At 52.7% G+C, this 12,786-nt stretch carries 10 protein-coding genes and 2 tRNA genes; 7 read left to right on the top strand and 5 right to left on the bottom strand.

The window, feature by feature from the left end:
• Positions 1 to 76 precede the first annotated feature (76 nt).
• Positions 77 to 556: a hypothetical protein gene (locus tag Q0Y46_RS07570; protein WP_297946309.1), complete on the top strand. Its 480-nt coding sequence runs from the start codon at positions 77 to 79 to the stop codon at positions 554 to 556.
• A gap of 424 nt (positions 557 to 980) precedes the next feature.
• Here Q0Y46_RS07570 and Q0Y46_RS07565 read toward each other — a convergent pair.
• Positions 981 to 1,065, bottom strand: a tRNA-Ser gene (locus Q0Y46_RS07565).
• A gap of 254 nt (positions 1,066 to 1,319) precedes the next feature.
• On the opposite strand from Q0Y46_RS07565, the gene Q0Y46_RS07560 reads away from it, so the two are divergent.
• From Q0Y46_RS07560 to Q0Y46_RS07550, 3 genes are read left to right on the top strand one after another with little or no spacing between them, the layout of a single operon-like run.
• Positions 1,320 to 3,674 carry a DEAD/DEAH box helicase gene (locus tag Q0Y46_RS07560; RefSeq protein ID WP_297946306.1) on the top strand — a complete coding sequence of 785 codons (2,355 nt, stop codon included), beginning with the start codon at positions 1,320 to 1,322 and terminating at the stop codon, positions 3,672 to 3,674.
• A gap of 21 nt (positions 3,675 to 3,695) precedes the next feature.
• Positions 3,696 to 4,574, top strand: coding sequence for a nuclease-related domain-containing protein (locus Q0Y46_RS07555; protein WP_295682845.1), 879 nt, complete (start codon positions 3,696 to 3,698; stop codon positions 4,572 to 4,574).
• A gap of 41 nt (positions 4,575 to 4,615) precedes the next feature.
• A complete protein-coding gene (locus Q0Y46_RS07550; RefSeq protein ID WP_297946302.1) occupies positions 4,616 to 5,887 on the top strand; it encodes a pitrilysin family protein in 1,272 nt (423 codons plus the stop codon).
• A 121-nt stretch (positions 5,888 to 6,008) separates the two neighbouring features.
• Here the strand turns inward: Q0Y46_RS07550 and rplT are convergent, their stop codons facing one another.
• From rplT to infC, 3 genes are read right to left on the bottom strand one after another with little or no spacing between them, the layout of a single operon-like run.
• Complete coding sequence (gene rplT / locus Q0Y46_RS07545) at positions 6,009 to 6,359, bottom strand: 50S ribosomal protein L20 (RefSeq protein WP_290961296.1); 351 nt, start codon at positions 6,357 to 6,359, stop codon at positions 6,009 to 6,011.
• 11 nt (positions 6,360 to 6,370) lie between these two features.
• Entirely contained in the window at positions 6,371 to 6,568 is a 198-nt protein-coding gene (gene rpmI / locus Q0Y46_RS07540) for a 50S ribosomal protein L35 (RefSeq protein ID WP_290961293.1), read from the bottom strand.
• 17 nt (positions 6,569 to 6,585) lie between these two features.
• Positions 6,586 to 7,212: a translation initiation factor IF-3 gene (infC, locus tag Q0Y46_RS07535; RefSeq protein WP_290961292.1), complete on the bottom strand. Its 627-nt coding sequence runs from the start codon at positions 7,210 to 7,212 to the stop codon at positions 6,586 to 6,588.
• 123 nt (positions 7,213 to 7,335) lie between these two features.
• On the opposite strand from infC, the gene Q0Y46_RS07530 reads away from it, so the two are divergent.
• A tRNA-Gly gene (locus tag Q0Y46_RS07530) sits at positions 7,336 to 7,407 on the top strand.
• 57 nt (positions 7,408 to 7,464) lie between these two features.
• Positions 7,465 to 8,625, top strand: coding sequence for a class I SAM-dependent RNA methyltransferase (locus Q0Y46_RS07525; protein WP_297946297.1), 1,161 nt, complete (start codon positions 7,465 to 7,467; stop codon positions 8,623 to 8,625).
• A gap of 32 nt (positions 8,626 to 8,657) precedes the next feature.
• Here the strand turns inward: Q0Y46_RS07525 and Q0Y46_RS07520 are convergent, their stop codons facing one another.
• On the bottom strand, positions 8,658 to 11,432 hold the full coding sequence (locus Q0Y46_RS07520) for a TIGR02171 family protein (protein ID WP_297946294.1): 2,775 nt from the start codon (positions 11,430 to 11,432) through the stop codon (positions 8,658 to 8,660).
• Between the two features lie 142 nt (positions 11,433 to 11,574).
• Between Q0Y46_RS07520 and Q0Y46_RS07515 the strand changes: the two genes are divergently transcribed.
• Positions 11,575 to 12,777 (top strand): MFS transporter, encoded by a 1,203-nt coding sequence (locus tag Q0Y46_RS07515; protein WP_297946291.1) that lies wholly within the window; start codon positions 11,575 to 11,577, stop codon positions 12,775 to 12,777.
• Positions 12,778 to 12,786 lie beyond the last annotated feature (9 nt).

The following is a 12,786-nucleotide window of genomic DNA, read 5'->3' as shown; positions in this document are numbered from 1 at the left end:
ACAAACGTACGTTTGCAAGCGATTGTGTATATATTTATGGCATGATGGGCATTAGTCATTCTCTACAGAGATTCGTATGGCAAAGTTGAGTTCCCTTTTGGCGATAATCTTGTGTCTTGTCGGGTGTTACCATTATAGGCATGGCTACAAAGTTAAGACTGGCTGGACTTCTTATCATGTCCTCTGGGAACATCCTGTAAATCTTGATTCTGACGAGGAACAGGTTATAGATGTTCCTTTTATTAAGTATGGTGATTATTTTTCGCTCTGTTTTGACAAGAATTGGAAAAAATCGGCAACTTTACCCGATAGCGCATACTATCTTCCGAACGATTTCATGAATATCTCTTTTCACATTGATGATACCGTTCTTGTTGGAGAAGTGTCGCATGATGATGAAAGTTGTCCCAATGGGCACCATTTGTTGTGGATTAATGTTCCAGAAGACTTCAATCGTGAACAAGGGGGGCAACTCCACATTCGAGTTCGCAAGAGACTTCATTTTAAGAATAATTCGACTGCAAGGATTGTCCTAGCAACAGGATATTCGTGGTAGTAAATCGAAGCGTATAACGGATCTCAGGATAGAGATGTCGACCCTCTTTTTCAGGTGAGAGAGGGATAAGACAACAATCTCACTTCGTTCTTTTGTCATCCCTCTCTCTCAGGAGAGAGAGGGATGGACTGCGCGGTCACTACGTTCCCGCGCAGCCTTATGAAAGTATAGCCTTTGTTTCAGGAGAGAGAGGGATAAGACAACAATCTCACTTCGTTCTTTAGTCTTCCCTCTCTCTGGAGAGAGAGGGATGGACTGCGCGGTCACTACGTTCCCGCGCAGCCCTTCGGGTTCTGGCCTTCGGCCAAAATCTCAGACGTCTGCGCTTCACTTCGTTCCGCAGACGTCTGTCGAACCCTCTTCGAGGGTTCGGAGTATCCCTTATGAAAAAATATGGAGCCCACAAGGGGCTCCATATTTTTTCAGGAGAGAGAGGGATTCGAACCCTCGGTCCTGTGACAGACTCCGGATTTCGAGACCGGCCCAATCGACCACTCTGGCATCTCTCCGAGGTTCGCACAATGTAGAAAAAAAACATCCCTTTGTCTATCCCCCTAACAAAAACCCTTTGATTCCGTTTTTTTATTTCTACATTTGGCCTCAAATCCAATAAAATCGGATCCAAAAAGACTTCAGGTTTATAAGCGCGAGTGCGCTTCGGGGCTTTTCTAGGTTCTTTTTCCCGAAACTTTCAGGAATTTTCGAACCTTTTGATAGTGCGGCATGGGCCGCAGATGAAGTTTACGGGTCCTGAAGGTGCATTATGACGAAGAATACCGAAGAACGTATTCCTGAAGAATCTATTGACCCCAAATCCAAAATCGCTCGCGAGGCCAACGCCTTTCTGGACGCAATTGCCGGCGGTGCCGACGAGGACGAGGCTGACGAAGCCGCCTTCCTCGCGCTGAACCCGAACGGTGTCGTCGTGGACGAAGAAGGCGACGTGCTCAAGAAAGGGGCAAAATCCGCCATCGAAGTCGGCGAAAAGGTCGAATTCGAAGAAGGCGAGGTCGAACAGCCCGAAATTACCGAAGCGACAGATGGTTCGGCAAGCTCACCATCCTTAAACGCCGAAGACGAAGAACCGGCTGAAGAATCCGATTCTGACGACGATCTGGGCGACGAAGCCCTCGTAACTTTCGAAGACCTCGGACTTGCGGACGAAGTTCTTGAAGCCATCAAGGCCCTGAACTACGAGACTCCCTCCCCCATCCAGGCGAAGGCGATCCCGGCACTTTTGCAGGGAGCAAACCTGCTCGGCACGGCACAGACCGGCACCGGAAAGACAGCAGCATTCTCGCTCCCGCTGCTTTCGAGGCTCAGTTTCAACGGGCACGAGACCTCGATGCTCGTACTCACCCCGACCCGCGAACTCGCTATCCAGGTGGCCGAAGCGATCCAGCAGTACGCGGTCAAGATGCCGAAGGTCCACGTGGTCCCCGTCTACGGTGGGCAGGATATCGCCGTGCAGCTCCGCGCCCTCAAGCGCCAGGCGAACATCGTGGTCGCCACCCCGGGCCGCCTCATTGACCATATCAAGCGCGGTTCCATCGTGCTTTCGGGCGTGAAGGCCATCGTGCTCGACGAAGCCGACGAAATGCTCGACATGGGATTCATGGAAGACGTGGAGACCATCCTCAAGGAAATCCCCAACGATGCCCAGCGCGCGCTTTTCAGCGCCACCATGCCCAAGGAAGTCAAGAAGATTATCGACCAGCACCTGGGCGAATACGAAGAAGCCCGCATCGAAGGCAAGACGACCACTGTCGAGAACATCCGACAGCGCTACCTGCTGGTGAAAAACGAGCACAAGCTCGAAGCGCTCGCCCGCGTGCTCGAAGGCGAAGACTTTGACGGCGTGCTGATTTTCGTGCGCACCAAGCAGAACACCACCGAACTTGCCGAAAAGCTCGAAAGCCGCGGCTTCAACGTGGCCCCGCTGAACGGCGACCTCGCCCAGTCCATGCGCGAACGCACCATCAACCGCCTCAAGATGGGCAAGCTTGATATCGTTGTCGCGACTGACGTGGCCGCCCGCGGTATCGACGTGGACCGCATCACGCACGTGGTGAACTACGATATTCCTTTCGACACTGAATCTTACGTGCACCGCATCGGACGCACGGGCCGCGCAGGCCGCAGCGGAAACGCCATTCTCTTCATCACGCCACGCGAAAAGAGAATGCTCAAGATTATCGAGAAGGCGACTCGCCAGCCTATCGAAGCGATGGAAACGCCCACGGCCGACGTCATCAGCGCCAAGCGCGTCAATGCGTTCAAGGAAAAGATCAAGAGCGTCCTCAGCTACGGTGAACTCGACAAGTTCAAGGAACTCGTGCAGAGCATGGTCAATGAAGGCTCGGCTCTTCAACCAGCTCAGGAACCTGAGTCTACAACCGAAGCAAGCAAGGTCACTGAGCCTGCCGAAGTGACCGAACAACGCACCACAGAGCCATTGACCGCCATCGACATCGCCGCCGCCGTCATCAAGGTGTGGCAAAAGAAGCAGCCGCTCTTCCCGGAACTCAAGCCGCTCGACACCCCGCGCGAACGCGGTGGCCGCGATAGAGGCGACAGGGGCGACAACTTCGGGCTCGACCGCGAAGAAAAGAGCCGTCTCCGCAAGGAACGTAAAGAAGGCACCAACGGTGTCGAAGAAGGCTACCTGCGCTATTACCTGGGCGTCGGCCGCAAAGATCACGTGACCCCCAAGGACATCGTGGGCGCCATCGCCGGCGAAGGCAACATCAGCAGTTCCAACATCGGGCGCATCAAGCTGTTCGACAAGTTCAGCACCGTGGAACTCCCCGAGACCATGCCGCAGGAAGTCCTCGACATTCTGTCGGGAATGACCATCCGCGGGAACGAAGCCCGCTTCCGCCTGATGACCGACGAGCCGCCCAGCGGCCCCGCGCCGGGCACAAGGCCCCGCGCCAGCCGCAGTTTCCACCGCGACGGTGAACGCCGTGGCCGTAAGTTCGACGGGGACAAGCCTTTCGAAAACCGCAAGGCCCGCCGCGAAAAGGCGTTCGGCGACCGCAAATTCCACAAGGACCACGACGAGCGCAGCTTCGGCGACAAGCCCTTCCGCAAGACGCGCCGCTTCGGCAGAGTGTAAGACAATTTCTATACTTACGGCATGTCCTTTTCGCTAACGACTCTTCTCGGTTTAATCCTGCTGCTCGCTCTTATCTTTTTCAAGATCAAGAGCAAGGCTCCCAAGAAAAACCCGAAGATGTACCATGGCGACGGCCGCCGCAAGACATTCCGCGATTTTGAGCACGAACGGCACCAAGGCAGCAACCTGCACGAATTCGGACGCCCTTACGAACTGGGCGGTTTCGGCGTGACGCAGGCGCCCACCCGCAGCGAAACCTTTTTCAAGCCCGACCCGAAATTCAACGACGAACGCATCGTAAACGACCCGCGAGGCATTTTCGGCGAAGCGGCGATGGCCGCCCTCGTGGCCCGCGTCTGCGACACCGACAAGCGCAAGTACGTACTGCTTCGCAACCTCTACGTGCCGGCACGCACCGGTTACACCGAAGTGGACGCATTGCTGTTACACCAGTCGGGAATCTACGTGCTCGAAAGCAAGAACCTCTCCGGCGAGATTTCCGGAGATTTTGAAAGCGAGCGCTGGAACCAGTACCTGAACGCAAATACCGAACACACGTTCTACAACCCGGTACGGCAAAACATCGGCCACATCCTTTCGCTGCAACGTTTCTTGAAAATCCGCCGCGAGCAAGCGCACTTTATCTCGATCATCGTATTCAGCGATCGCTGCACACTCCGCAAGGTTCCCAAGAACAACGAATTCTGGAGCATCGTCCATTGCAGCGAACTCCAAGAAACCCTGCTCAAGCGCATATCGGGCCGCAAGACGATTTACACTCCGAAGCAAATCGAAGACTTTTACTACAAACTCCAAGAATGCACAAATGTCAGCGAAGAAATCAAAGCAAAGCATCGCGAGTACGCCAATAAGAGAGGAGATCTACCCCCTAGATCCTAGCCCCTAGATCCTAGCCTCTAGATTCTAGCCCCTAATACCCTATGAAGCAAATTGTTAAAAAGACTGTTCTCGATAACGGAATTACAATTCTCACAGACTACATGCCTCACGCCTATTCCGCCGCCATCGGCGCATGGGTGCCGCGCGGAAGCCGCCACGAAGCAAAAGATGAATTTGGACTGAGCCACTTTTACGAGCACCTCGTGTTCAAGGGAACCGAGAACCGCTCCGCACTTGAAATCGCCCGAGCCATCGAAGACCACGGCGGAAATCTCGAAGCATACACCACCCGCCAAGAGACTGGCTTTTACGCACAAATTGAACGCAGCCACCTTCCCACCGCTGTTGACGTCATCGCCGACATGCTCATGCACCCGCGCATGGACAAGAAGGAAATGGAAAAGGAACGCCGCGTCATCATCGAGGAAATCCACAGCTACGACGACATTCCCGAAGAAATCGTGGGCGACGTATTCAACGCCATTCACTTCAAGGGCTGCGGCATCGCACATTCCATCACGGGCAATATCAAGCAGGTCAAGGCCCTCACGCACAAGCAGATGCTCAAGTACAGGGAACAGGTGATTAGCGAAATTCCGTTACTTATCTGCGCCTCGGGCAAGGTAGACCACGAAGAACTTGTTAAACTTTGTACTGAAAAATTCGCACAAAAGAAAACAATCAGTGCAGCACCGGCAGACACCTACAAGGCGCACAACAGCGTGAAGGTCGTGCAAAAGCAAGACATCGCACAGTCCAACCTCTTCTGGGGGTTGAGTTTTGACCGCAGCATGATGGACGACCGTGCCCGCTGCGCGCTCTCGCTTTTCAACGTGGCAATGGGAGCAGGCATGGCAAGCCGCCTGTTCCAGCGAATCCGCGAAGACAAGGGTCTCGCCTACTCCGTGTATTCCACCGCCGACATCTACTGCGACTGCGTGGACTGGGGAGTGTCGTTGGCCACCGATCCGCACCAGCTCAAGACTGCGCTTGACCTCTCGCTCGTGGAGACCCGCAACTTTTTGAAGCACGGATTCAAGAAGGGAGAATTCGAGCGCACCAAGGCGAACATCCTGGGCAGCATGTACCTCGGCGCCGACAGTCCCGAAAAGCGCGTCATCCGCATGGCCGAGCAGACGCTCCATCTCGGCGAATTCCGCACCATGGAACAATCCGAGAAGACCATCCTCTCCATGACCGAAGACGAAGTCGTCGCGACAACGAGCAACCTGTTCAAGGCCGCGAAGTTCTCCGCCGCCGTCATCGAGCCGGCCGGCCGCAAGAAGACAGAACTGTCCACGGACTTTTTCTAATCCCCTGTAAGGGAGATCCCCGCCCGGAGGCGGGGATGACAACAAAAAAGCACCCTGCAAAGCAGGGTGCAATTTCTCGCGTTTAAGATGCAGTTACAGCTAATCTGAACTTTCGTCCAAATTAGGCAGCCTTCACAACTTCCACGACCTTGGCGAAAGCCTCGGGGTCGGCGACGGCCATATCGGCGAGAACCTTGCGGTTCATCTTGATACCAGCCTTGGAGAGCTTGTAAATGAACTGGCTGTAGCTGATGCCGAATTCACGAACAGCGGCATTGAGGCGGACAATCCACAGAGAGCGGAAGTCACCCTTCTTGTCGCGGCGGTGAGCGTAGGCATACTGACCGGCGTGGGCAACGGCGTCAATGGCAAGGCGAAGGTTCGACTTGCGACGGCCATAGAAACCCTTGGCGGCCTTGAGGATTTTTTTGCGGCGTTCGCGGGAAGGAACTCTGGTTTTAGCGCGTGGCATTCTTACACTCCTTATGCTTGGACAAGCAGACGCTTGACGTGGAACATGTCGACCTTCTTGACGAGGGCACCCTTACGGAGGGTACGCTTACGCTTGGTGGTCATCTTGGCAAGAATGTGGCGCATACCAGCGCGCTTGAACTTGACGTGGCCGGAACCCGTCACGCGGAAGCGCTTCTTAGCACCGCTATGTGTTTTCATCTTAGGCATTTTTACCTCTTCGGTTATTAAGTTGAAGCCTCACCTGCTGCCTTTGGCTCGGTTACGGGCTTTGGTGCCTGGTCCTGCTTTTTAGCAGCACCTGCACCGCGTTTCGGACCGTAGATAGAAAGCATCGTGTTGCCTTCCACCCGCGAATCCATTTCCAAATCGCCATACGGAGCGAGGTCGATCTTGGCCTGTTCCATGAGGCGCTTGCCGTAGTCCATGTGCGCCATCTCGCGCCCACGGAACTGCATAATAAGCTTGACCTTCATGCCATCTTGCAGGAACTCCCCGGCCTGCTTGATGCGGTACTGGTAGTCGTTGGTCGCAGTCTTCGGGTGCATCTTGATTTCTTTGAGCTTCACCACGTGCTGCTTGGCCTTGGCGGCCTTGGCCTTCTTCAGCTGCTCGAACTTGTACTTGCCGTAGTTGATGATACGGCATACAGGAGGCTTGGCGTTGGGAGAGACTTCCACCAGGTCCAGTCCGGCGTCTTTCGCCATCTGCAGAGCCTTGCTGGTCTCCATGATGACAGCTTCGCCGTCTTCCTTCACGAGACGGATCGGGGAAATACGGATATCTTCGTTGATACGGGTCCCGTCACTCTGCCTGTTCGGCATGCGGCGGTCGCGGGGGTTTTGTATCGCCAAGTTGAGCTACCTCTGAAAAATGATTAACGTGGGCCAAAAGATAGCATTTTTTCGAAAAAACTCCAATAGCTTTCAAGGCACCCCTTTAAAATCGGGCATATTTTTGTATAATTGGTCATGCTCGCGGCGGTAGCTCAATGGTAGAGCCTTAGCCTTCCAAGCTAATGGTTGCCGGTTCGATCCCGGTCCGCCGCTCTTGGACCTCCCATTCGGGGGGTCCTTTTTTGTGCCGAAATTTCTAAATTTGGGGCTATGCTCTTCGAACAAGCCATCGCACACCAGATTCCGAACTACACCCGCGAAGCCGATTCCGCCCACGGCGAATCGCTCGCCATGCTCGACTACAAGGACGAGCTCCACGTCAAAGACCTCGCCATCCAGGAATTCTGGGACGTGAACCGCCTCGCGGGCAACCCGCAGAAAGTAATCGCAAGCCCGCTCTCCCGCGGGTACCGCACCACGAGCAAGCGCCGCGTGTTCATGGAGCCGGGCAACCTCCAGTTCGACCGCCAGGAATCGATGCTCGAACCCGAAGAGCACAACAAGATTTACGATTTCCTTTTTGAAAAATTGATTTCGCCTGCGTACAAGCCGCTCGCCTACGCGCTCAACTGGATTATCATCCGCGGCACGTACAAGTACCGCATCGTCATTTTCAACATCAAGAAGATTGACGCGAGCATCGTGCGCAAGCTCAAGTTGATTTCGGACGCGCTGAAGGATTCCCCCTTCCACGTGACGGCGGCGCATGCCTACGTGGACACCACCGAATCCGCGTACTACCTGGAAGCGAAGCGCCCGGCAGACGGTCTCAACTTCAAACAGCTCTACGGCCCGCGCGAACTGAGCCTCAACCTCGGGAAATTCAGCCTCAAGTACCCCGTCACGGGATTCAGCCAGATTAACGAGAGCCAGATCCACAACCTCATCAAGGCGGCAAGCCGCATGCTTTCGCTCACCAAGGAAGACCATTTCCTGGATTTGTACTGCGGTTACGGCCTCTTCAGTTTTGCACTCGGCGAAGCGGCCAAGTCCGTACTCGGCGTGGAATGGGAAGGCCTCTCCATCGAAAGCGCGAAGGCGTCGGCCAAGTACCTCAAGAAAAACTACCGCTTTGTCGCAGGCAAGATCGACGAGGACTTTGTCCAAACCAGGCTCCCGCGCCCCATCCCGAACGAACCGGAAAAAATCCTGCTGGACCCGCCGCGCAAGGGCTGCGAACCCGGCGTGATTCATGCGCTCGCCATGCGCAAACCCGTCCGCGTGGCCCACGTGTTCTGCGGCACCGACGAGATTCCCGCCTCGCTCAAGGAATGGGAACGCTACGGCTACCGCGTGCGCGAAGTGCAGCCGCTCGACCTGTTCCCAGGAACCCCGCACCTCGAAACCATCGTGATGCTGGAGAAAAAGTAGACAGTAGACAGTAGACGGTAGGTAGTTATTGTCTAGCGGGGGATCGGCAAGGTCTTCAGCAGGGAATCCAGCCGTTCAGTGAACTGCGCTGCTCCAAGGTAACTCACATGATACTCGTTGGCGGCCATTTCTTCTGTGTAATCATGTAAGCCATCTTTGTTCTCGTCAAAAATCAGAATTCCCATATCGGCAACAGCCTGTATCAATTCATGGGCAACATCCCATTTAGGCCCAAAAATATCAAAGGCCTCCGTTTCGCGGTATGCCGGGTTACGCGGAGTTATCGCAGCAACAAGGGCAAGGCCACAAGAATCAGCCATCCGTTTTATAGATTTGATAGCATCCAAACTGCTTTGGACATTCTGCATATCAGCATGCATCTCCGACACGTTCACGGATATATTGGGCGCTAACCAACCCGCTGGCGGCAACAGGAACGTATTTGGGAGATATTGCTGAGCAAACAAATCTTTTGGATATTCCTGATCCAAACTGAAATCGGCAATTTCCTGCTTTGTTTCTTTGGACAAATGATTCAAATCGTACATGAGTCCCGGCGAGTGGTTAATTAGCCAGCCAGCACTTTCTTCAAAAAATCTGAAAAGCAAGCCTGGCGTGAGTTCCAAAACAACAACCTTAAGGTTAGGGGCGTACGGCAAGAAATAGTTTTTCAGCAAATATTCCGCAAGATGAACATCGCTTAATGACGTTCCCATGTTCATAAGGAAGAAGGATTCCGTAGTCGTTTCAATAACGGCATTCAAAATCATGGAACTTCCAAACGCAACAGCCTCGACTTTATCACAGTACTTCCAAAACGACTTCATGTGCATCGCCAATTCTACCGAAGAGAATATCAGCGGATTCGACGCATCGTACTCGAAATAGGCTCCGGCACTGTCCTTGTCAACAACCGGCTTCGGATGGCTGGCGTTTTCTTGGCGCACCCACAGACACGGATGCCAAAGGTCGCCCCCCTGAACAAGGGGATGGACGCTATTGTCCTTCAAGTCCACTAACGCAATGTATTCATGGGCCTCGCTGATATTGGTCAGCGAAACGACAACCAGGTTGCTGGCAGAATCCTTCAATATGCCACCGGCCCATTCGCTATGATCAAAACGGAATCCTGCAAGGGTCGGAACAGCTTGGATTAGATTGCCCGTGCTATCAACAATCAACAGTTCTTCGTGTACCTTATAATCGGTTCCAACAAAGCTCCGGCCAACGCTTCCGCCAAAATCCAAGAACAACGTCCGTTTGGTTCCATCCTTCGACAAAGATACATTGCACGCCTGTTCTCTGTTATACCAAATATCATGATTCTCTACAATAAATGTTCCATTGAAAGTCGCTTCACGAGCACGGAGTCTCGGCGAGCCCGAAACAGCCAATTGGTCGTCATCTGAAACACCTCCATGATACGCCCCATCAAAAAGTTTTCTAGGGGTTCCAAATTTACGATTGACAAACGGGACCTCCCAAGTACTTTCCTGCAAGAACTGGTCGCCATCGTTATTATAGGGCGATGTCACATAGACAATGACCGTGTCTCCATTTGGCTTCACTCTCCACCTGGGGATAGCAGCACCTCCCGGCACATCCAACTTAACCAAGTTGTTCCCAAGATCATCCAAATCACGAACGTAAACAGACGATGGACCAGCCTCGCCTTCTGCAGCCGTACAGAATGCGACTCGATGCCCGTCGGGAGAAATTTCTGGATGGTAAACATCAATGGTATCTTGAATTTCAACCACCTTGGCCTCTTTCGAAGCATAACTTATATAGACAAGGTTACCCGTTTCCTCGTTTCTAAAGGCCAACTTGACTTTATAGGATTCCGTCAGATTCCTTATCTCGGCGTCATTAACCAAGGCGACTATCGGAGTCAGCGAAACATTACCACCTTCAGAAAGATACACTGCGTTAGGAATCGCACCATACACTAGGCGGAAGCCAACATAATCTGCCCTACTTGAATAAAAAATCGGATAATCATCCCCTCTTTTGTACAAGTGCATTTCGTTAGGGGCTTTACGGAAACTCCCGCCCTTGACAATTCCCGCAGCAGAATTGCTATTGAATACACCTCCAACAAAATTCTTCAAGGAATCACCGTTATACAAAGCACGGACATCATTTACCCACTCCAGCATGTTCCCCGCCATGTCGCAAAGGTACTGCGTATTTTCACCGGATGTACATACCTTGTGAGGCGCTAGGCCCGAATTCACAAAATTCCAACCAAGGTCAGGATTCCAGGCCTGTTCCGCAGCAAAGACCCATTCTGCCTCTGTCGGCAACCGAAAGCCGCCCGCTGCGGGCATAAATGCAAAGTCCTTCAAATCCATGCAATGTTTTCCGGCATCCAATTCTACCGCCGTATAAGCATAAGCAGAATCTAGCCCCATCTTTCTACTTAGAGCATTCGCATAAAGAACGGCATCAAAGAACGTCACATTCGAAACGGGCAAGGAATCCTGAGCACATTCCAACTGCAATCCAGAAACATCCTTCATTACACCGTTAAAATCGGCACAAATAACTTCATGGCGAGAAATGGAATAATCATAAGTAAATTCGACACGAGTCTGTGGGCGTTCATCTACTTTTGCAGTAGGTTCATTTGTCCCTAAAAAAATGCCCTTACCACTGGCACGGACATGAACCATACCAGGAATTTGATCGTTTTCCAATATTACATCAGAACTAGGAGATAATCCGCCAGAATTCTCATCGAAAAAACACGATGCCATCAAAAAAGCAGCAGAAAAAAGGAGGAAACTTTTCGGGAAAAATCTCATGAAATGTAATATAAAAATTTTTCCTCACCAACGATACAAATGTCGAAAATACGTGATTAGAGCGATTTGCCATTTATTATGAAGCCTGCGCTATACATCGGGCCTTAATAATTGTTAAATTTTGTTTATCAATTTTAGGTGTATGATGGATAATTCGATAATTTCTGACAAAGCGCAACTTCCGAGACTTTGGACAGCGACTTTCGTAAAGGTCGCTGCCGCGAATTTTTTACTGTTCTTCAGTTTTTACCAGCTGTTGCCGATCCTCCCGCTCTACATCATCGAAAAATTCCAAACAGACAACGCAACAGCAGGCATCGTCATCTCGCTCTACACCATCGGCGCACTTGCTTGCAGGCCCTTCGCCGGATTCCTAGTCGACACGCTCAGCCGCAAGCCGCTTTACTTCTGGACGTTCTTCGCTTTTACCGCATGCTTTGTCGGGTACAAGGCCGTAAGCATCATCGCTATCCTTGCCGCAGTACGTTTCGCGCACGGGCTCTTCTTCGGGATTTCCACCACGGCAAGTAACACGGTCGCCATTGACTCGCTACCCGCAAGCCGCCGTGGCGAAGGCATCGGTTACTTCGGCATCAGCGTGAACCTCGCGTTTGCGACAGGCCCCATGACAGGCATGTTCCTGTACGAAGCCTTCGGCGACACCATCGTATTCGTGATTTCGCTTGCCCTGTGTATCATCGGACTCATTCTGGTGCAGACATTGAAAATTGCCCCCAAGGAGAAAAAGCCACATCCACCGCTTTCGCTTGACCGATTCTTCCTCACCCGTGCCGTTCCGCAGTTCATCAACTTCATCTTCGTTGGATTCGCCTATGGTCCCGTCACGAACTACATTGCGCTTTACGCCAAGGAACTCGGCATCGGGGGTTCCGGCTGGTTCTATGCACTGATTGCCGCAGGACTGATTCTCAACCGCATCATGACCGGTAGGCTCATCGACAAAGGCTACCTGATCCATTTGGTCGGCACCGGAATGACCTTGAACATCGTCGCTTACGTCCTGCTCGCATTCTGCCACTCACCCGTAACCTTCTTTGTTGCGGCATTCCTTATCGGCACAAGCCTTGGACTTATCTTCCCAGGTTACCAGACCATGTGCGTGAACCTCGCCCGCCACGACCAGCGCGGTACAGCGAACAGCACCTATTTGAGCGGCTGGGATATCGGTATCGGTGCCGGTATTTTAGCGGGAGGTTCCATGGCAGGGCATTTCGGCATGCACCAGCCCGTATTCTTGGCTTGCGCCATCGCGCTCGTCATTGCAGACATTCTGTACTTCACGTGGACCGCAAGGCACTATCTGAGAAATAAATTAGAGGGATAGGGTTTTAGA

Source organism: uncultured Fibrobacter sp., assembly GCF_947305105.1.
Lineage (GTDB): Bacteria > Fibrobacterota > Fibrobacteria > Fibrobacterales > Fibrobacteraceae > Fibrobacter.
Note: the sequence above shows the minus strand (reverse complement) of the source record. Positions and strands in the feature narration are given on the sequence as shown.

Coding starts and splice junctions, on each gene's coding strand:
- Q0Y46_RS07555 (WP_295682845.1), top strand. CDS start 3,696: ATGTCCTTTTCGCTAACGACTCTTCTCGGTTTAATCCTGCTGCTCGCT.
- Q0Y46_RS07520 (WP_297946294.1), bottom strand. CDS start 11,432: ATGAGATTTTTCCCGAAAAGTTTCCTCCTTTTTTCTGCTGCTTTTTTG.
- Q0Y46_RS07550 (WP_297946302.1), top strand. CDS start 4,616: ATGAAGCAAATTGTTAAAAAGACTGTTCTCGATAACGGAATTACAATT.
- rplT (WP_290961296.1), bottom strand. CDS start 6,359: ATGCCACGCGCTAAAACCAGAGTTCCTTCCCGCGAACGCCGCAAAAAA.
- Q0Y46_RS07570 (WP_297946309.1), top strand. CDS start 77: ATGGCAAAGTTGAGTTCCCTTTTGGCGATAATCTTGTGTCTTGTCGGG.
- Q0Y46_RS07525 (WP_297946297.1), top strand. CDS start 7,465: ATGCTCTTCGAACAAGCCATCGCACACCAGATTCCGAACTACACCCGC.
- rpmI (WP_290961293.1), bottom strand. CDS start 6,568: ATGCCTAAGATGAAAACACATAGCGGTGCTAAGAAGCGCTTCCGCGTG.
- Q0Y46_RS07560 (WP_297946306.1), top strand. CDS start 1,320: ATGACGAAGAATACCGAAGAACGTATTCCTGAAGAATCTATTGACCCC.
- Q0Y46_RS07515 (WP_297946291.1), top strand. CDS start 11,575: ATGATGGATAATTCGATAATTTCTGACAAAGCGCAACTTCCGAGACTT.